Raw genomic sequence first — 17,520 nt, 5'->3', positions numbered from 1 at the left:
GCAATGATCGCAAAAGTAAAAAATATGATCAATGCACATATTTTGGGGGTAGAGAAAATGGGAACAGCAAAGTATTGTATCGTAGGTGGCGGTCCTGCAGGACTTTCCATGGCACGCTCACTAAAAGCGAGAGGCATTCCTTTTGATGTGATCGAGAGGCACAAAGATGTAGGAGGGATTTGGGATATGGAGAATCCAGGTTCGCCCATGTATGCATCGGCTCATTTTATCTCTTCAAAGTATCTTTCCAATTATGCAGATTTCCCCATGCCGGAAGAATATCCAGACTATCCTTCTAACCAACAAATCCTTGCCTACCATCGAAGTTTTGCAAAGGAATTTGGACTATATGAACACATACAATTCCAAACCGCAGTGAAATCCATAACCCAAAGTGGTGAAAAGTGGGAAGTTACTTTGTCTACTGGAGAAAAAAGAATATACGAAGGTGTTATTTGTGCATCTGGGATTACTTGGTCTCCCAATCGCCCTAAACTAGAAGGCGAAGAAAATTTTAAAGGCAAGATTATCCACAGTGTTTCGTATAAAGATAGTGAGAGTTTTAAAGACAAACGCGTATTAGTTGTGGGGGCAGGGAACTCAGGCTGTGACATTGCTTGTGACGCTGCTTTTGCTTCCCAAAAGGCCTTTATTAGTGTCAGAAGAGGCTATCATTTTATTCCTAAACATATTCTAGGCCAACCAGCAGATGTATTTGGTGATGGCGCACACTGGATACCCAATTGGTTTTCACAGTTGATTTTGGGTTTTGTTTTACGAATTCTAGTCGGTGATCTTCGAAAGGTTGGCTTGCCAAAGCCTGATCACAAATTGTTTGAAACCCATCCCATTATCAATGACCAACTCATACATTATCTACGGCACGGTGATATCATTGCAAAGCCAGATATCCAAAAATTGGAAGAAAATGAGGTAGTCTTCAAAGATGGGACTAGAGAAAAGATTGATTTGATCGTTCTCGCTACTGGCTATCACTGGGCGATTCCATATATGGACACAAAGTACTTTGAGTGGAAGAATGGAAGACCAGAGCTGTATCTAACTTTATTCAATCGGAAGTACAAGAATTTATTTGCTCTTGGATATATGGAAACAGATGGAGGTGCATACAAGATGTTTGATGAAATGGCAAATCTCATCGCATCCTACATTGATGCCAAAAGGAAACAAGATCCATCCTCGCAAAAATTTGACCAATTAATAGAGAAAGATTTTCCGCTCTTAAATGGTGGAATCAAATACCTAAATACAGGTCGTCATTCTGTTTATGTCAACCAAGTGGCTTATAAACAATACAGATCCAAAGTCCAAAAGAAGATGGGTTGGCCAGAAATTAAATCAGGCCAGTTCCAAAGATCTAAAATAGGTTCGGTGTAAGGTGATGAGTCAAAAAAGAGAAAAAATTGCCATACTAACAGGTGCCGGAGGTGGGATCGGAGAAGCAATCGCTTTGCGATTGGACGCCTTGGAATACAAACTCGTCCTTTGTGACATCCAAAAGCCAAACTTAGAAAGGCTTGCCGAAAAATTAAAGATAAAGCCTGACCTTTATCTATTTGATTTAACAAATCCAAAGCAAGTCGAAGAAAATGCAGAACTGATCAAAGCAAAATACCAAACGATAGATGTCTTGGTAAATAATGCAGGCTATACCAAAGAAGGGCCATTTCTACGGGCAGATCGTTCGGAAATCAACAGACATTTAGAAATTAATCTTCTAAGCGCACTTCGGCTGGTTCATTGCATCGCTCCGAAAATGATTGAACAAAAGTTTGGCTCCATCGTGTGCATTGTGTCCATTGGAGGGATTACGGCACTTGCTGATTCTGCTTTGTATTCCAGTGCAAAGTTTGGACTGCGAGGATTTTTAACTGCCTTCCATGAAGAACTAAAAAATTCAGGAGTGAAAGTATCTGGGATCTACCCAGCGGCGGTGGATACACCAATGCTCTTACATGAAGCAATGCATGGTGGGTCTGTTCTCAATTGGTTAAATGCGGTACAAAGCCCAGATGCAGTGGCAAAGGCCGTGCTCAGAGGGATAAAAACAGGTCGGATGGAAATCTATGTGCCATATGGAGAAGGCCTACTTGCTCGAGTATCCGCCGTATTTCCTTGGTTAGTTGGATTCTTGTCCCCTGTTTTGCTCTGGTTGGGAGAAAAGGGAAGGAGAAAATGGTTAAGGTCGAAAGGGATAGACCCAATCACTTTTGTTCCATTATCAAAGTAGACTAAATTTGGTTTATTCAAATATCTGTGAGTGCAACTGATCTTTTGGCGAATGCTTAGGTCAGTTGTGCGAGTGATTTGCTAAAGGTTTCAGGTTCCATTCCTAGGTAAGATGCCAATATTTTGACATTGAGTACAAAACGTCCGATTTCAGGTCGCTCGTCAAAGAATTTATAAAGATCTGATTTTGATATCCGCAATAGTTCAGAGTCAGAAAAACTCACCAATCTTTCATCGGAGGGATATCCAGAAACAAAGGAAGGCTTTTCCGAATTTCGGGCTACATTTGGAGGACTCTTTGTTGCCTTAGGACTTTTTCCCCTCATAAGCCAAACTGCTTTGGCCTACCAACTTGTCGGTTCAGCCTGGTTAGCGACAGGCCTTGGGAGATTGGTTTCTATGTGTTTCGACTCTGGCTTTACCAAAAAGAATGGGATGGCATTTGTCTTGGAATGTGGATTGGGGCTTTTGCATGTCCTAGGCAATATAAACGGCAGCTAAAAAAAATTTCAGAAAGGACATCCATTTCTTTGGACTCATTTGTCAGAAACAGAAATTCAATGAGGTGAATGAAATGAAACAAATTCAAATTTCTGTTCTAAGTTTGGTTTTTTTGAGCACGATCTGGCTCTGCCAATCCCAAACAAATCCATTTAACAGTTTACAGGGAGTATATGCCGATCCAAAACCCTATGCTTATGGGCAAACTTTTGGGCATCGGAAGTTTACATTTGAGAAGGATCGTTGGTCTCTAGACTTTACCCTCAGTTTAGATCCACAAGGCAACTTACCGGTTTTCTCTTTTCGTACTTTCGGAAATTACAAAGTTTTAGCTCCATCAAAGCTTGTTCCAGGTGCTTGGGAGGCAATTTTTTACGAGGATAAAAAATTTGTAACTCTTCATACCAAACAAAAAGAACTTATAGATGCATTTGGCTTTACTCCTTGTTCATTAGAAGTTGGAATTGAAAAAGATATTTCAGCGACTGGTTGTTCCGCATGGGCTCCCGTTTCTGTTTGTAATGAGGACCATGATCTATTAGCACTCACTGAAACAGGGGGTATTCGTTTCGGTGAAAGGCCAAGAGATAATAACATGTGCAAAGCTGAGAATCGACCCACATCCTTAACTCCAAGTGTTGAGAAAGTGAAATAATATGAATGAACAGAATCGAAAGGAAAATGAGGAGACTACATCGGTAGTCTCCAAAGAAAAATTCCACAGTTTGTTTTTGGAGTTTGAACCACAATTAAAGTCTTATCTATATCGGATTACAGCAAATCGATCTGATGCTGAGGATATTTCGCAAGATACATTTGTCAGAGCATATGAAAAGCTCTCTACTTACCGAGGGGAGTCCTCATTAAAAACTTGGGTGTTTCAAATTGCGACACATATCGCATTTAATAAGCAAAAGCACAACAAACGTTGGACTGTCAATGTAAGCGAAGAAGCAAAACGACTTGTGATGGAAAATCCAAGCCTGTCTCAGAAGATTTTATTTACAAGATCAAACTCTCCGGCTGGCGCATACGAGGTCAAAGAACATATCGATACTTGTTTTACTTGTATGGCAAAAAATTTACCAATCGAAAAGCAAATCACATTGATCTTAAAGGATATTTATGACTTTTCTACCAAAGAGATTTCGTTGATACTTGATAGATCCTATGCAAGTGTAAAACATATGGTTTCTCATTCCCGAGAGATCTTGAATGAGATCTATGAATATCGATGTGCCCTTGTAAACAAAAATGGAGTCTGCCATCAATGTAAAGAGCTGAACCAATGGTTAAATCCTCTTGATGATCATGATAAAAAAATGGAAGGAGTAAAGCGTGATTTGAGTTCGAGTGATCCTGGGAGTTTATATGACTTAAGAGCCCAACTCATCAAAGCAATTGATCCTTTGCAAACTTCAGGATTTGAACTGCAAGAAGTTCTCTTACGCTGCAATCGCATAGCGATGGGCGAAGAAGAGTTGCCTAAGACATAAACTCAATCCAAACGTGAGGCGGTTTTTGCTAATTCTTTGATTTCTAGAGAGATTTGGTTATTTGCATCCACCGCATTTTTCAAAGACTCATAAAAGGAATGAAGAGAATTGGTAACTCCAAGAACTACACTTTTTTCCTGGGCTGATGCTTCCTGGACAGAGTGCATTAAAGATTCAAATTCCATTAGGTTCTCATTCATCTTCCTACTGGTTTGGATTTGCATATGGATGACATCTTTCAATGTTTCCAGATGATCGGATAGAGAATCAATACTCTTATGAGATTGTTCCATTGTGGAATCGACTTTCGTTATGTTCTCTCTACCAATTTGGATTTCCTTTGCATTGCTTTCAATTAAGACAGAGATATTTGAAATAGATTCTTCTGTACGGGTTGCCAACTTTGCCACTTCACTGGCAACGACAGCAAATCCTCTTCCATGAATGCCTGCCCTTGCAGCTTCAATTGATGCATTCAAAGAAAGTAAATGGATTTGTTCTGAAATTCCCTGTATGAGTTCCAATACTTGGCTCATCTCTTCAGAACTAGCTTCGACTTTTTCAAATGAGGAGAAGAGCTGGTGGAGAGATTCTTGGCTTGCATGGGATAGTTCACTCAAGGAAGTAAATTGATTTTGTGTCGTACTTAAGGAACTAACAACATCGGCCAACTCTTTCTCTAATGTTTCTTTCAATACCTTTACTACTTGAAATCTTGAGGTGTTGACCTCTATCATTTCGGAAATCCTTTCTACATTTCTGCTTACTTCTTCCATAGAAGCTGCGATGCGATCGGATTCTATGCTTTGGTCAGAACTCACTTTAAGTAGCTCTTCTGTACTCAATTCGATCACTTGGCTGGATGTCTTTACTTTGTCTGAAATTTGGTGTTTTTCTTCCAGACTTTTGGCAAAAGTGCCAAGTACTTCCATTAATTTGGATACTTCTTCCGTATCATTTTGACTTGTCTGAATGTTTGCTTCCCAATTTCCCAGAGATAATTGGTGTAAAGAGCGTGAAGCAAGCATAATACGATCAATAGTATTGGACTTCAATTTTTTCATGAAGAGACTTCCCAAAAAAAAGCTAAGAAGAGAAAAGAGAATGACTGAGGCAATTTCTCCGATATGCCAATACAATTCTTTGTTTGTCTCTTTTAACATTTCATCACTTGCCGCGTTGCTTAGAGCTTCAACGGAAGTAAGTGCATTTTGTGTACTCTCAAAAAATGATTCAAAGTTTGGAATGTTGCTATTTGTTTCTATGCCAATGGCGAGAGTATCCATCTCTTTTTGGTAATTGTCTCTGTGCAATCGTTCTGCATTGTCATACATAGTTTGGATACCAAATGCACTCGGATCTTTGTGTACTAATATGCTCAACTGGTTCCACAATTGTTTTGTTATATTTTGAAAAGACCGAATGCGTTCCTTTTCTTCAGGGCTTGGTGGTCTTTGGTTAAGAACAGCAATGGCCCAATAGGTGCGCTCTCTACCAGAGATCTCACGTATCTGCCATGCCAATCTTGCGATGGAGAGAAGGGCATCTATCTTTGGCGAGTTAGTCCCAAGATGTAGATGAATCCTCTCCGCCTCCAAACTTTCTAAAGCGTGCGGGAAAACAAAAGGAAATTGTTTTCGGAAGTCTGCATCTCTCTCTTCTTTTGGTAGGACAATGTCTTTGTCCACTTGGCGGCGATAGGTTTCTAATTCGCTGAGGATGTCTTCTATCTTTCGGATTGGTTTTTCCGAGCCGAGACTGTCAAACTCTCTCCAGGTTTGGACAGCTTCCTTGATTTTTGTGGACCCTTTTTGTCTTTGTACCGCGATCAGAGTCCGGTAGGTTTCGGGAAGTGGGGCCTCCAAATGTAAGCCGATTTGGCTCACACTTCTTTCCAATGAAAGGTCGATGAGACCCCTGATCAATTCGCTCGATATCTTTACCCTTTGGGAAACAGAATGAAAAGTTTGTAAGTCAGAGGCCGACTCATAGATGAGAAAAGAAGCCAATACAAATAAAAAACCTGATTGAAGGAGGTATAAGGTAAAGATCCGTTTTTGTAAACTTTGCGGTTTTTTCATATGATTTCTTACGAACTGGGTTTCAGGTGTAACAAATAATAGGACAGGTTGCAAGATCAAAAAGTTTTTTCTTTCTGGATATGCAGAAACTTTAGATCGGTCTTCCCTTCATATATTAAATGCGTGCCATATTATAACATGCGACGACACGAAAGTTTCACTCTGCTAAGCTTTGGATAGGAGAGAAATGAATGTCGAAAACCTTAGTTAATTTGTTGGATACTGCCTTTTTACAATGGCAAAACCTTCCTGCTTTTGCCTATAAATTGGAAAAATCTTATCAATTTATATCCTTTCAGCAACTCAAACAAAAAGCAGAATACCTTGCCTGTGCGCTGATACATTTGGGTTTGGAACGCGGTGACCGGGTAGCTTTGGTTTCTGATAACCGTTGGGAATGGATCATAACGAGCCTTGGGATCAATTATGCAGGAGGAGTCGACGTTCCTAGAGGGAGTGATGCTACAGACGAAGATCTAAAATACATCATCGCACATTCGGAATCCAAGTTTGTGTTTGTAGAAAACGCACAGATGCGAGAGCGCATTGTACGGATGAGAACTGAACTTCCCAATTGTATAGAAGTCTTTCTTTTGGATGGATCCTATCAATTTCCCAACCTTGGCACGCTCTTAGGTGAGGGTGAGATTCTGCAGAAAAGAGATGCGGATGCACTGCGGGATCGGATTTCCGAGATTCAATCCAATGATCTAGTTACCATTATCTATACTTCCGGAACCACAGGCAATCCGAAGGGAGTCATGTTGAGCCATGCAAATTTTGTAAGCCAAATTGAAAATGTTCCCATTCATTTGCACTCTGGAGAGAGGATCCTTTCCATCTTACCAGTATGGCACATCTTTGAAAGGATCTTTGAATACATGTCCTTAGCCAAAGGTGCATGCACTTATTATTCAAATGTAAAAACTTTAAGAGAAGATTTAAAATCCGTAAAGCCTACCTTTATGGCATCTGCACCGAGGCTTTGGGAAAGTCTTTTCCATGCCATCCATACTCAAGTCAACAAAGGCACAAGGTTTCAAAAACAATTCTTTTCTTTCGCTATCAATGTGGCAAAGTACCATAAACTGGCACTCTTATATGCTCTCAATAGAATTGATGGAGTTGAAATTTCAAAACTCAAATATCCGTCTCTCCTTCGGCCACTCTATCTTTTGTTTGCTGTTCTCTCCTATCCTGCCTATCAGCTTTTCAACCAATTGGTTTTTAAAAAAATTAAATCAATCTTAGGTGGGCATCTCAAAACTAGTGTGTCAGGTGGTGGCTCGCTACCTTTTTACATTGATCTTTTCTTTTCCTGGATCGGTGTGTCTGTTTTAGAGGGATATGGAATGACTGAGACATCTCCCATCATAGCGATGAGAAAAGATTCATCGTCTGCACCAGGAACAGTTGGAGTCGCTTTTCCGAATACAGAGATCAAACTTGTTGATCCAGAGACAAAACAGACCATTAGAAAGGCATACCAGAAAGGTGAAATTTTGGTGAAAGGGCCACAACTTATGAAAGGTTACTTAAAAGGGCCTGAAAAAACGAGCCAAGTCATCGTGGACAATTGGTTACATACCGGCGATTTAGGGATGTATACATTTCGAAAAGAGCTGAAATTAGTAGGCCGAATTAAAGAAACCATAGTCTTGTTAGGTGGAGAAAATGTTGAACCTGTTCCGATTGAAGTAAAAATTTTGGAATCTTCTGCCATTGAACAATGTATGGTCGTAGGCCAAGATAAAAAGTACCTAACAGCTTTGGTTTTACCGAGACTCGAATATTTCAAAGAGTATGGACAATCCTGGAGTGATTTGAAAGAAAATCGCGAAGTCTATGAGATTCTCAAAAAAGAAATCCAATCGAGAAATGGCCAGTCCCAAGGGTTTAAATCGTTTGAAAGAGTAGTCGATTTTCATCTTCTCGATATGCCGTTTGGAGTAGGTGAAGAACTGACAGCAAAATTGAGCCTAAAACGAAATTTCATCCTCGAAAAATATTCACAAGCGATTGAGGCAATGTACCGGAAGTAAAGCTATCTAAGTGAGCCTCAACTTGATGCACATCATTTGGATGTAGGAGGCTCACTCGTATGGGAATATTTTTCCTTAAAGACTCTGGGTAAGTTGGTCGGTTTCCTTGTTTGGAAATCAAACCAAATAATAGAGGCCTTGCAACTAACGGCGCATTCCTCACCTAACCACATCGAACAATCCATTGTAAAACCGCGCGAAGATAGCGAACTGACTGTCATCGTGATTTCTAAATCTGCTGGGAAAGCGACCTGACGTCTATAATCCATTTCTAGATGGGTGAGGACAGGTCCTTCTCTCAGGGTTTTTGCATGGGCCTCCCAAAGATTTTCATCGGTGAAAAACTGTGCACGTGCTGATTCAAAATAACGGACATAGGTAACATTGTTGACATGCCCAAAGGCATCCATGTCGCCCCAAGCTACTTTTTGTTTGTAGATCGACTGGTATCGTATCGGTTTGCTCATGGCTCTTTAGGACAATGATTGTAAGCTGAGACTAGGAGGCAAGGCGGATCAAATCAATTCTACACCCTAAGGGCTTTGCCAGTTTCTAGTTCAATAGACTGTTTTTTCCCAAAGTAGGGCAGACCTTCCATAGCTTCCCTTCCAAATCCCATCAATCAAAAATTGGCTCTGGTCCTCTTCTGGCCTGCGGATTCGCACCACAACCTCTTCCTTTGCTTTCTCGAAGTTGAGTTCAAGAAATAATGTATAGTCCTTCACTTGGGTGAATCCTGCCCCGTTACGGACTTGCAAAACTCGGAAATTTTTCAATGCACCGAGATTTTGTTCATTTTGTCTTTGAGCTTCGAGATACCTTTCTAGGTTGTATTGGTTTTTAAAGTCGAAGTGAAAGTAAAGTTCATACGCCTTTGCGTATTCTCTATTTTTTACCAAATCAAAATAAGGGTACACTTTGGTTTGGATTTGCGTTTCTGATTCCTTTTGTAAGTTCCCCAATTGGACAAAGCCAAACCAAACTGCCAATATTCCAGCACCTAAAATTGACCATGCCATAAGTTTCTGTTTCCTCATTCTGCTATTTACCGTATTGTTTAGAGTAGTCCTAGGATGCGCTGTCATACTAGGATTTTTTTTTGTCCTCATGTCCAGAAAAACAAAACCCAAAGGTCCTCTTAGAAACAAACAGGAGTGAACCTATGAAAACCAATCTACTTTTCGGGATTTTAACCTTTTTGGCCGTCGCCATTTTGGAAACAATCATCAACCAAATATTGCTGTCCCCAATTTACGGAAGCCTCTCGGCGCTTTGGAGACAGACTGAAGAATTGAAAGCCAATGCCTCCATTTTTTTTGGGATCTATGGAGTATTTTCTTTTTCTTATGTATGGCTTTTCTTAAAGTCCTACCAAGGGAAAGGATGGTTAGAAGGCGCAATGATCGGTCTTGCCTTGGGAGGCATAGCGAAGTTTTGGTATGGATATACAAATTACATAGTATTACCCATTCCACATAGCCTAGGTTTTTTATGGTTTGTGTATGGAACCGTAGAGCTATTGTTAATTGGTATATTCTCTGCCGCTTTCATTGATCGTACAAAACACAATCCAGGTAAATAGGAGAGGAAAATGAAAGAATTCATTTTATTATTCAGAAACATTGTCGGTGAAAATGACTACAGTGTGAGTCTCGAAGAAAGGGAAAAAACCATGTCTCATTGGACAAACTGGATCCGAGAGATTGTGGAATCTGGTAAGTTCGTAGCTACCCAACCTTTGGACTATGAAGGTGCGGTTTTAAGGCCAGGTTCTGTGAGCGATGGTCCATATGTGGAAGCAAAAGAAATTTTGGCTGGGTATTTGGTTTGCAAAACAGCTAACATAGAAGATGCGATCGAAATTGGGAAAAAGTGTCCAATTCTAAATTATCCGAATGGAAGTCTGGAAGTACGCCCCATTACGCCATTTTCGCCTTAGGCAAAACAGAATTTGGACGGAGTCATCTCCGTCCTTTTTTTATGAAAGAGAAACAACTCACTCAAATTTATCGGGAAGAATCGAGAAACTTAACTGCTACTCTGATCAAAATCTTTGGCTTTTCGTACTTTGAAGAGATTGAAGATGCGGTCCAAGAAACCTTTCTCAGTGCATTTGAAGTTTGGAAGTTAAAAGGACTTCCGGAAAATCCAAAGGCTTGGTTGTATGCGGTAGCAAAGAACAAAATTCTCTCCAAGATCCAAAAAATTAAAAATAGAGAAAAGATACTAGAAAAGAATCTAAACATTTTCCCAAAAGAGTTCCATTTGGAAGCAGTCTGGGAAAAGGAAATCCAAAGTATAGATGACAACACCTTGCAAGTATTGTTTGCGATCTCTCACCCAAGTTTGCCTGTAGACAGCCAAATCGCTCTTGCCTTAAAAACTTCCTTCGGATTTACCGTGAAAGAAATTGCAGAATTGCAAATGATGGAAGAAGAAACCATCCAAAAAAAATTATACCGTGCCCGCCAAACTATCCAAAATCAATCATTGAGTATGGCATTCCCCCCAAGGCAAGAACTGGAAGAAAGAAGAGCTTCTGTTTTGAAAATCATTTACTTAGTCTTTACGCAAGGACACTACGGGCATTCCAAGAAAGGCATTTTACAAATCGATTTGATGCGCGAGGCTTTGCGATTGAGTCTTTTGCTAAGCCAAAATCAGACTTTGAAAAGTTATGATGTAGATGCTTTAGTTGCTCTCTTTGCCTTTCATTCCTCTCGATTGGAAAGTAGGGTAGCTGAGACGCCATATCTTTTGGCGATTGACCACCAAGACCGTACAAAATGGAACCAAGAGCTTATCCAGTTCGGAAATATCTACTTAACAAAGAGTCTTGAAGCTTCGAGAAGGTTACAAACAGACTATCAAGTGGAAGCTATGATCGCAATGATGCATACGCGAGAGGACAATAAAGAGAAATGGGAGATTCTATCTGACTTAAATGAACAATTGTTTCGCTTAACAGAAAATAAAACAGTGTTTCTCAATCAGGTGTATTCTGTCTTTCGAAGCAAAGGAAGAATAGATGCTTTAGCACTTTTAAGCACCCAAAACAATATTCCTGAGAGTGTATACTTTCATTTACTTCTCGCTTATATTTGGAAACAGGAAAATCGGGACTTGGCCAATTCTCATTTAGAAAGTGCTCAAAGGCTAGCAAAAACCCAAGAGGAAAGAGAAACAATCCTTTTCAATTGGAACCTCTCTCCTTAAGCATTTGCAATTGAAAAAACATTAATATGCTTGGTTTTTAATTCGACTGAGGGTAACAGGTGTGATTCTCAAAAAAGAAGCAATCTGTTGTTGGCTAAGTTCGGATTCAATATTTGGCCTTTCCCTTTTAAGACTTTGATATCTCTCTTCTGCAGACATGGTTAACAATTCAAATTCGCGTTTTGCTTTTTTTTGAAACAAGAGTTCCACCAAACGCAGATTCCACTTTGCCCAAAAATGAGAGCTCTCTCTGAGTTGGAGTAATTTTTGGAAGGGAGCCACTGCAAATCTTGAGTCCTTCAAAGCACGTATTGAACAAGTAGAACCTACACCCGACAGTAGGTCATAATAAGAACCTGTTAGTTCTCCAGGAAAATTATATGTTTTTACAAATTCATCACCTTTCTTTGTTAAGTATGATTCCATGACAAGACCATCCTTAACAATGGCCATCTCAGAGGCCACTTTTCCCTCCTTTAAAAAAAACTCTCCTTTCTCTAAAAAGCGCATTGTAAAAAAATCTTCAGGCATCTCCTCCCAAATACTTTTAGGAATCGGAAGGATACTAGAAAGTGATTGGTAGAGAAATGTTAGGTCTTCTGTTTGCAGTGGAATTCTTTTGGATGCCATAATTTCTAATCTCTTGATTTTATCCTTGTCAGACCAAAATTGCGAGAGATTTCTTCTTCTATGTCCTTATTTTCCAAACTCTCGAAAGATAGCTGGATGTTGGTATTTCTTCTGATTTTAAACTTGGTTCCAAGCCTTGCTGGTAGTATAAGGTTATTCAACTTACTCTCAGGTTCAGAACTTCCTTTGGCAGACCAACGCTTTGCTGAGGCTCCGGTACCCGTTATCCTTCACATCCTTTCAGCTGTTTTTTATGGCCTTCTATCAATATTTCAATTTTCTTCTAATTTTAGAAAAAATCACATAACGATACACAGGCGATTGGGACGTTTTCTTTTGCTCTGTGGACTCATGGCAGCAGCGACTGGCATATGGATGGCATTTTTTTATCCAAAAGTACCTACCGATGGCCCATCACTCTTTTATACCCGATTGATTGTTGGTCTTTGGATGCTCCTTTGTCTTCTATACGCGTACCGCGAGATACGAAAATTAAACGTTAAAGAGCATCGGATGTGGATGGTGAGAGCTTATGCGGTTGGATTAGGAGCAGGCACACAAGTGTTCACTCACCTTCCTTGGTTTGTCTTAGTTGGTGGTGATCCGAGTGGCTGGATAAGAGATGGACTTATGGCCGCAGGTTGGATCATTAACATTGTTTTTGCGGAAGTATACCTACGTAATACCTAACGAAATCGTTTCAGGGAGGCAACACGGTAACCTGCACCCTTCGCATATTCGATGTAACTTGTTTCAATGGCTGGATCTATGCTTTCTTGTCGGGAAAAGATCCAAAGAAAATTTTCCGTAGGACCACCTATCAGCGCTGTTTGGTAATTCACTCGGTCGATCCGTAAGATGAGAAAGTCACCAAAAAAGAAAGGAAAAGCAAAGCTCACTTTCAATCTTCCCACTTTTGGATCTGGGACTAAGGCGATCCCATTTTGCGCAGTCGTGCCTCCATCGGATCTCGTGCCCTGGTTCAATACTCCTATTTGGCCATTGCCAATATCACTGTAAGTCGCCCTTGACCTTGAAAGTCCACTTTGGAAACTAGTATCGATTCTTTGCATTTCATTCCATGTACCGAGGAATCTAGAAAAATCTATCTCTCGTTCGGCAAAAGAATCAAAGGGCGATGTACTCGCATAGGAAGTTAAACCAAAAATAAGAAAAGGTTCCCAAACTGGTCTCTCCTCTTTCTTAGGGGAGCTACAAAAGGAGAGAAACAAAAGAAAAATGATTCCTGCTCGCACAACTCTTAGACTAAACTATCTCCGGAAGGTTTTTTTTCTTCTCGCGCTACTCATCTTCTCTCTTACTTTCTCAATCTGTCAAAAAAATCCAGAACCAAAACAAGTATCACCCAAACAATCAAACCATTATCGAATGTTAGCTTCCACATGGTCCTCTGATATCGCAAGCATCAAAAAATATGTTCATTTGTATGATGAAATGCACCCCTTTATCTATAATCTAAAGGGAGGGAGACGCAATACAGGTGAGATTCACAATGTATGGTCAGAAAAAGAAACCAGAGATTTGGTTTTGTATGTGAGAGAAAAATCACCAAACACTTTACTTATCCCTACTATCTTTCGTTGGGAAAATAATTCTGAATTGATTATGGAAGCCATTGGCGCAAAAGATCCTGATTTCAAAATCCGAAGCCGGCATATCGAAGCCATTCTGAAAGAAATTGATCTCTATGGTTGGGATGGAATCGACATTGATTATGAGGGAATGGGTTGTGACCGAAAAGAAGCCTTTGAAGATTTTTTGATCGAATTAAAAAAGAAACTGAAAGAAAAAGACAAACTATTGAGCGTAGCCATACACCCAAAAACAGCCATCCAAGATACGATTGATTTTAAGTGCCCAGGCTTGAAACAAAATATCAAAGTAGACTACTTTGAATCCTATAAAGGCCAATGGACACATGATTATGAATTTTTGGGAAAGGTTGCAGACAAAATAAAGATTATGGCGTACGAACTGTACCCAAGGGGACCAGGTTTTCCAGGTCCAGGGCCACAAGCTCCATTGGATTGGATTGAAAAGATTTTGGACTATGCACTTGCCAAAATCCCAAAAGAAAAACTCTATATGGCAATACCAACTTATGGTTATGATTGGCCACTCAATTGCGAGGGAGAGACAAAGGCCGTCTATTATTCTTATGCAAGAAAAATCATCCGAGAAAAAAATCCTCTTAAAAAGGAGCCCACATCTATACCTGCCATCATGAAGTCATACCCTCGGTCTACGAACGAGTGGCCAGAACTTGATCCTTATCTCTACCGACACTTGGGCAAGGTATATGAAGATCCGAGTCTTTGGTATACAGTTGATGGATGTGACCACGTAGCTTTTTATATGAATCGAGGAGCATTTGCGACAAAGTACAATGCTCTAAAAAAAAGGAAAATCGCAGGATTTTCCTTTTGGCAATTGGTACGAGACAATGATCCCGAGATCCATACTTTTTTAGAAGAGGCAATCAAGGAAAATCATCGTGAATCTTTAGGTGAATCAGTTCCGAAGCACAACTAGTTTTGTCTCTTCTTCTAAGTACGCTCTGTCCGCATCTTTCCAAGAAACTACTTTTGTCACAACTGGACCAGGTTTGTAAGTACCAGATTCAACTAAATCCAAAATTTTCGGCATCCATTCTCTGGATCTAACTCTTCCTATGTGGATTTGGATGCCGAAATTATAGAGATCTAGGTACGGAATGGGCAAATCATTTGTCCAAAAAATAGAAGCAGTTCCAAAGATACCATCGACACTCGCCGATCGCAAACCAAAAAGCCAAGCTTCTTTTGTGCCATGTGCATCGGCGATGATATCAAACCGTTCGGCATGTGCTCTTGGAAATTGATCAATCTCCATCACATCAATACCGAAAGATTGCACTAGAGAAAGACGAGTGCGATCCGTATCTATGTATAATAATTTTTTTACTCCCATACTTTTGGCTAGGAGAACAGAGTACAAACCTATGCTTGCTGCAAAGCCACCAATCACCATAACTGAAGAGTTTGGTTTTAAATCCAGATGTTGGCCTACTAGTTTCCACGCTTCTACCATATTATCTGATAAGCTGGCAATCGAAGCCAAATCAATGTTTGGAGATAAAGGTAGTATCATTTCTTTTGCATAAGGTACGAGAACCAAATCAGATAGCGCACCTCCAAAATCTTTAGCAGACTTCCCAATTCCATAGTTTGAGCCAAAAGGAACCGTTTCGCAGGCTTGTGAATGAAGAGTTTTACAATGAGGACAAATTCCACAAGAGATTTGAAATGGCACTGCCACACGATCTCCTTTTTTGAAATTGTCTTTTAGATCATCTGTCACATCTACGATTTCACCCACAAATTCGTGTCCAATGGGGAATGGGGCTCGGAAGAGTGTTTGGCCTCTTATTATGGGAAGGTCTAAGTCGCAACGCGAAACTGCGAGAGGTTTCACCAAAGCCTGGTTTGATGAGGTGAAGGAAGGAGATTCTGTCTCCCTCCACTCTATTGTATTTTTTTTGACGTATACAAGTTGTTGCATATTCATTTTAAATTACTCAATTGGATAGGTAGCTCACATATTCCTAGAAAGGAACCCTTAGTCAGTTTAATGTGGGATTCATTTTCCTTTCCTTCTGGTCTATCCTTCCAAAAAGTAAAGTAGAGAACATCATCTATCCCTTGTTTTGCGGAAATAGCAGTCAAAAAACCTGCTTCTTTTTGGAATGATTTTGTCATTTCTTCCCATTCTTTGGCAGTTTTTGGACTCAGATTGGATTTTATTTGAAACACTTTTGCATAGGTCGCAGATTCTCTAGCCCTAAGAAAGTCTTCTTCTTTGGGCATCCAAACAAGGGGAAGAATTGGGACTTCCGTTTCCCCATACTTTTCTTTCACGCGAGCAAACCAATTGGGATTGAACCAATCCCGAGCCGCTTGTTCTGACTTCCAGATATAGATGCCTCCAAATGAGCTTTGCTCGGTTTCTATGCTATAGGATTTAAGGGCAAGGCCGGGAATGGCTTTGTATTCGGGTATAGAATCTTTCATCTTTGATTTGATCAAAAAGGAAACTGCATACCAAGGACGATTGACTCGTGTCCAGGTCAGGACCGCCGTTTTTGGGTCTAAGGTATTTCCAGGCATCCCATCGGCAAAAATAGGGCTTAGGCCTAGGAATAGTATGAGTAGTGTGGATTTGAATTTCATGGGTTCTCCTTTGGATAGACTATTTGGTCTATCGAACATGGATCGACTCAAAAATGGATAGACTATTTAGTCTATCCATTTTTTTCTGAGAATGAAAAAAAGGAAAGGTATGCAAACCGAGGAAAAAGGAAATCCGAAAGAACGGTTAATGAAAGCTGCGGTAGATTTGATCTACAGGCAAGGCTTTGATGCTACGACCGTGAACCATTTGATTGAGGCCTCGGAGACTCATAAGGCGAGTTTTTATCGACACTTCCAAAATAAAGGGGAGGTTGGGGAGCTCTATCTACAAATCCAAGGAAGTTCCTTTGTCCAAGGATGGAAAATTTTGATGGCAAAAGCAGAATCTCCCGAACAGTTCGTACGTATTTGGGTCTCTATGCTCAGAAGACAAGTCAGGCGCCAAGCCTACTTTGGCTGTCCGATTGCAAGGTTTATGACTAGTTCCGAAAAGACTCCACAAAGTCCTGAAATCGCGAAGGCCATCTTAGAATCCTGGTACCATCTCTTTGCCGATTTCTTTTTATCTTTTGAGCCCAAAGAAAAGCAATCCTCTCGGGATGTGCAAGAGTTCTGTCTCAACAAAGCCAGACAATTCATAAAAATATTCCAAGGCAATTCGCAACTCTATGTCATTACCCAAAATGCAGATTATTTCGAAGAGATGGAAGGAGAGCTGCTTTCTATTTTACAGGCAAAGTAGAGAAGAGGGTAGTGTTTTCTTTGTCCTTTCGGCAGGCGTACTTGCAATGAATAAATCTGGTCTTAGTAGTGTCGCAAGCTTTTCTGCTGGATGGACAAATGGTATTATTAAACAAGTGAGCATCTTACAAAATGGAACAGCCAAAGTCACAATAAAAATTGATGGTACACAAGTATTGAGTACGACACCTGCAGTCACGGGCTATGTCTCTGGAAACATAGGGATAGGAGTAGGAGGAGCGGAAATTGACCTAGCAGAGATCCTATTTTTTGATAACAGAGTGTCCGACCAAGACACGAGTCTCATAGAATGTTATCTTGGGACAAGGTATGGAACCAGTGCCTGCCAGTAGTAGGCATTGAAACAAAAAAA

20 protein-coding genes are annotated in these 17,520 nt (G+C 40.3%); 12 read left to right on the top strand and 8 right to left on the bottom strand.

Features of this window, described 5'->3' with window-relative positions:
* The first annotated feature begins 24 nt into the window (after nt 1-24).
* Nucleotides 25-1,398 carry a flavin-containing monooxygenase gene (locus DI060_RS09570; RefSeq protein WP_108976351.1) on the top strand — a complete coding sequence of 458 codons (1,374 nt, stop codon included), beginning with the start codon at nt 25-27 and terminating at the stop codon, nt 1,396-1,398.
* A gap of 4 nt (nt 1,399-1,402) precedes the next feature.
* On the top strand, nt 1,403-2,251 hold the full coding sequence (locus tag DI060_RS09565; protein WP_209452015.1) for an SDR family NAD(P)-dependent oxidoreductase: 849 nt from the start codon (nt 1,403-1,405) through the stop codon (nt 2,249-2,251).
* 55 nt (nt 2,252-2,306) lie between these two features.
* On the opposite strand, the gene DI060_RS09560 is transcribed toward DI060_RS09565, so the two are convergent.
* Nucleotides 2,307-2,576: a cyclic nucleotide-binding domain-containing protein gene (locus DI060_RS09560; protein ID WP_108976194.1), complete on the bottom strand. Its 270-nt coding sequence runs from the start codon at nt 2,574-2,576 to the stop codon at nt 2,307-2,309.
* Between the two features lie 248 nt (nt 2,577-2,824).
* Here DI060_RS09560 and DI060_RS09555 point away from each other — a divergent pair, with 248 nt between their 5' ends.
* Together DI060_RS09555 and DI060_RS09550 are read left to right on the top strand one after the other, a co-directional pair.
* Entirely contained in the window at nt 2,825-3,406 is a 582-nt protein-coding gene (locus DI060_RS09555) for a hypothetical protein (RefSeq protein ID WP_108976192.1), read from the top strand.
* 1 nt (nt 3,407) lies between these two features.
* On the top strand, nt 3,408-4,247 hold the full coding sequence (locus DI060_RS09550) for an RNA polymerase sigma factor (protein ID WP_108976190.1): 840 nt from the start codon (nt 3,408-3,410) through the stop codon (nt 4,245-4,247).
* Nucleotides 4,248-4,249: 2 nt separating this feature from the next.
* Here the strand turns inward: DI060_RS09550 and DI060_RS09545 are convergent, their stop codons facing one another.
* The gene (locus tag DI060_RS09545; RefSeq protein ID WP_108976188.1) at nt 4,250-6,328 is read right to left on the bottom strand and encodes a methyl-accepting chemotaxis protein; all 2,079 of its coding nucleotides are present in this window, start codon (nt 6,326-6,328) and stop codon (nt 4,250-4,252) included.
* Nucleotides 6,329-6,519: 191 nt separating this feature from the next.
* Between DI060_RS09545 and DI060_RS09540 the strand changes: the two genes are divergently transcribed.
* Entirely contained in the window at nt 6,520-8,370 is a 1,851-nt protein-coding gene (locus DI060_RS09540) for an AMP-dependent synthetase/ligase (RefSeq protein WP_108976186.1), read from the top strand.
* A 32-nt stretch (nt 8,371-8,402) separates the two neighbouring features.
* Here the strand turns inward: DI060_RS09540 and DI060_RS09535 are convergent, their stop codons facing one another.
* Nucleotides 8,403-8,837 carry an acyl-CoA thioesterase gene (locus DI060_RS09535; protein ID WP_108976184.1) on the bottom strand — a complete coding sequence of 145 codons (435 nt, stop codon included), beginning with the start codon at nt 8,835-8,837 and terminating at the stop codon, nt 8,403-8,405.
* Nucleotides 8,838-8,927: 90 nt separating this feature from the next.
* Nucleotides 8,928-9,389, bottom strand: coding sequence for a hypothetical protein (locus DI060_RS09530; protein ID WP_108976182.1), 462 nt, complete (start codon nt 9,387-9,389; stop codon nt 8,928-8,930).
* A gap of 143 nt (nt 9,390-9,532) precedes the next feature.
* Here DI060_RS09530 and DI060_RS09525 point away from each other — a divergent pair, with 143 nt between their 5' ends.
* Genes DI060_RS09525 through DI060_RS09515 form a run of 3 tightly spaced genes read left to right on the top strand, consistent with a single transcriptional unit; the run spans nt 9,533 to nt 11,586 of the window.
* Entirely contained in the window at nt 9,533-9,952 is a 420-nt protein-coding gene (locus tag DI060_RS09525; RefSeq protein WP_108976180.1) for a hypothetical protein, read from the top strand.
* Nucleotides 9,953-9,961: 9 nt separating this feature from the next.
* A complete protein-coding gene (locus tag DI060_RS09520) occupies nt 9,962-10,309 on the top strand; it encodes a YciI family protein (RefSeq protein WP_108976178.1) in 348 nt (115 codons plus the stop codon).
* Between the two features lie 41 nt (nt 10,310-10,350).
* The gene (locus DI060_RS09515) at nt 10,351-11,586 is read left to right on the top strand and encodes an RNA polymerase sigma factor (RefSeq protein WP_108976176.1); all 1,236 of its coding nucleotides are present in this window, start codon (nt 10,351-10,353) and stop codon (nt 11,584-11,586) included.
* A gap of 21 nt (nt 11,587-11,607) precedes the next feature.
* Here the strand turns inward: DI060_RS09515 and DI060_RS09510 are convergent, their stop codons facing one another.
* The gene (locus DI060_RS09510) at nt 11,608-12,216 is read right to left on the bottom strand and encodes a Crp/Fnr family transcriptional regulator (protein WP_108976174.1); all 609 of its coding nucleotides are present in this window, start codon (nt 12,214-12,216) and stop codon (nt 11,608-11,610) included.
* Nucleotides 12,217-12,276: 60 nt separating this feature from the next.
* Here DI060_RS09510 and DI060_RS09505 point away from each other — a divergent pair, with 60 nt between their 5' ends.
* The gene (locus DI060_RS09505; protein WP_108976172.1) at nt 12,277-12,906 is read left to right on the top strand and encodes a DUF2306 domain-containing protein; all 630 of its coding nucleotides are present in this window, start codon (nt 12,277-12,279) and stop codon (nt 12,904-12,906) included.
* Here the strand turns inward: DI060_RS09505 and DI060_RS09500 are convergent.
* The gene (locus DI060_RS09500) at nt 12,903-13,448 is read right to left on the bottom strand and encodes a lipocalin family protein (RefSeq protein WP_244594340.1); all 546 of its coding nucleotides are present in this window, start codon (nt 13,446-13,448) and stop codon (nt 12,903-12,905) included. The two genes, DI060_RS09505 and DI060_RS09500, sit on opposite strands and share 4 nt — an antisense overlap.
* 7 nt (nt 13,449-13,455) lie before the next feature.
* On the opposite strand from DI060_RS09500, the gene DI060_RS09495 reads away from it, so the two are divergent.
* Nucleotides 13,456-14,769 (top strand): glycosyl hydrolase family 18 protein, encoded by a 1,314-nt coding sequence (locus tag DI060_RS09495; protein WP_167836961.1) that lies wholly within the window; start codon nt 13,456-13,458, stop codon nt 14,767-14,769.
* On the opposite strand, the gene DI060_RS09490 is transcribed toward DI060_RS09495, so the two are convergent.
* Both DI060_RS09490 and DI060_RS09485 read right to left on the bottom strand, forming a co-directional pair.
* Entirely contained in the window at nt 14,749-15,777 is a 1,029-nt protein-coding gene (locus DI060_RS09490) for a zinc-dependent alcohol dehydrogenase (protein WP_108976347.1), read from the bottom strand. The genes DI060_RS09495 and DI060_RS09490 overlap by 21 nt on opposite strands.
* A 2-nt stretch (nt 15,778-15,779) precedes the next feature.
* Nucleotides 15,780-16,445 (bottom strand): DUF4865 family protein, encoded by a 666-nt coding sequence (locus DI060_RS09485; RefSeq protein WP_167836960.1) that lies wholly within the window; start codon nt 16,443-16,445, stop codon nt 15,780-15,782.
* 91 nt (nt 16,446-16,536) lie between these two features.
* Between DI060_RS09485 and DI060_RS09480 the strand changes: the two genes are divergently transcribed.
* Both DI060_RS09480 and DI060_RS09475 read left to right on the top strand, forming a co-directional pair.
* Nucleotides 16,537-17,148 (top strand): TetR/AcrR family transcriptional regulator, encoded by a 612-nt coding sequence (locus DI060_RS09480; protein ID WP_108976168.1) that lies wholly within the window; start codon nt 16,537-16,539, stop codon nt 17,146-17,148.
* Between the two features lie 46 nt (nt 17,149-17,194).
* Nucleotides 17,195-17,500 (top strand): hypothetical protein, encoded by a 306-nt coding sequence (locus tag DI060_RS09475; protein ID WP_108976166.1) that lies wholly within the window; start codon nt 17,195-17,197, stop codon nt 17,498-17,500.
* Nucleotides 17,501-17,520 lie beyond the last annotated feature (20 nt).

Source organism: Leptospira ryugenii (genome assembly GCF_003114855.1).
Taxonomy (GTDB): Bacteria; Spirochaetota; Leptospiria; order Leptospirales; family Leptospiraceae; genus Leptospira_A; species Leptospira_A ryugenii.
This window is presented reverse-complemented; position numbering and strand designations above follow the sequence as displayed.

Excerpts from the sequence above, each read along its gene's own strand:
- DI060_RS09570 (WP_108976351.1), top strand. The coding sequence starts at position 25 with ATGATCAATGCACATATTTTGGGGGTAGAGAAAATGGGAACAGCAAAG.
- DI060_RS09565 (WP_209452015.1), top strand. The coding sequence starts at position 1,403 with ATGAGTCAAAAAAGAGAAAAAATTGCCATACTAACAGGTGCCGGAGGT.
- DI060_RS09560 (WP_108976194.1), bottom strand. The coding sequence starts at position 2,576 with ATGAGGGGAAAAAGTCCTAAGGCAACAAAGAGTCCTCCAAATGTAGCC.
- DI060_RS09555 (WP_108976192.1), top strand. The coding sequence starts at position 2,825 with ATGAAACAAATTCAAATTTCTGTTCTAAGTTTGGTTTTTTTGAGCACG.
- DI060_RS09550 (WP_108976190.1), top strand. The coding sequence starts at position 3,408 with ATGAATGAACAGAATCGAAAGGAAAATGAGGAGACTACATCGGTAGTC.
- DI060_RS09545 (WP_108976188.1), bottom strand. The coding sequence starts at position 6,328 with ATGAAAAAACCGCAAAGTTTACAAAAACGGATCTTTACCTTATACCTC.
- DI060_RS09540 (WP_108976186.1), top strand. The coding sequence starts at position 6,520 with ATGTCGAAAACCTTAGTTAATTTGTTGGATACTGCCTTTTTACAATGG.
- DI060_RS09535 (WP_108976184.1), bottom strand. The coding sequence starts at position 8,837 with ATGAGCAAACCGATACGATACCAGTCGATCTACAAACAAAAAGTAGCT.
- DI060_RS09530 (WP_108976182.1), bottom strand. The coding sequence starts at position 9,389 with ATGGCATGGTCAATTTTAGGTGCTGGAATATTGGCAGTTTGGTTTGGC.
- DI060_RS09525 (WP_108976180.1), top strand. The coding sequence starts at position 9,533 with ATGAAAACCAATCTACTTTTCGGGATTTTAACCTTTTTGGCCGTCGCC.
- DI060_RS09520 (WP_108976178.1), top strand. The coding sequence starts at position 9,962 with ATGAAAGAATTCATTTTATTATTCAGAAACATTGTCGGTGAAAATGAC.
- DI060_RS09515 (WP_108976176.1), top strand. The coding sequence starts at position 10,351 with ATGAAAGAGAAACAACTCACTCAAATTTATCGGGAAGAATCGAGAAAC.
- DI060_RS09510 (WP_108976174.1), bottom strand. The coding sequence starts at position 12,216 with ATGGCATCCAAAAGAATTCCACTGCAAACAGAAGACCTAACATTTCTC.
- DI060_RS09505 (WP_108976172.1), top strand. The coding sequence starts at position 12,277 with ATGTCCTTATTTTCCAAACTCTCGAAAGATAGCTGGATGTTGGTATTT.
- DI060_RS09495 (WP_167836961.1), top strand. The coding sequence starts at position 13,456 with ATGATTCCTGCTCGCACAACTCTTAGACTAAACTATCTCCGGAAGGTT.
- DI060_RS09490 (WP_108976347.1), bottom strand. The coding sequence starts at position 15,777 with ATGCAACAACTTGTATACGTCAAAAAAAATACAATAGAGTGGAGGGAG.
- DI060_RS09485 (WP_167836960.1), bottom strand. The coding sequence starts at position 16,445 with ATGAAATTCAAATCCACACTACTCATACTATTCCTAGGCCTAAGCCCT.
- DI060_RS09480 (WP_108976168.1), top strand. The coding sequence starts at position 16,537 with ATGAAAAAAAGGAAAGGTATGCAAACCGAGGAAAAAGGAAATCCGAAA.
- DI060_RS09475 (WP_108976166.1), top strand. The coding sequence starts at position 17,195 with ATGAATAAATCTGGTCTTAGTAGTGTCGCAAGCTTTTCTGCTGGATGG.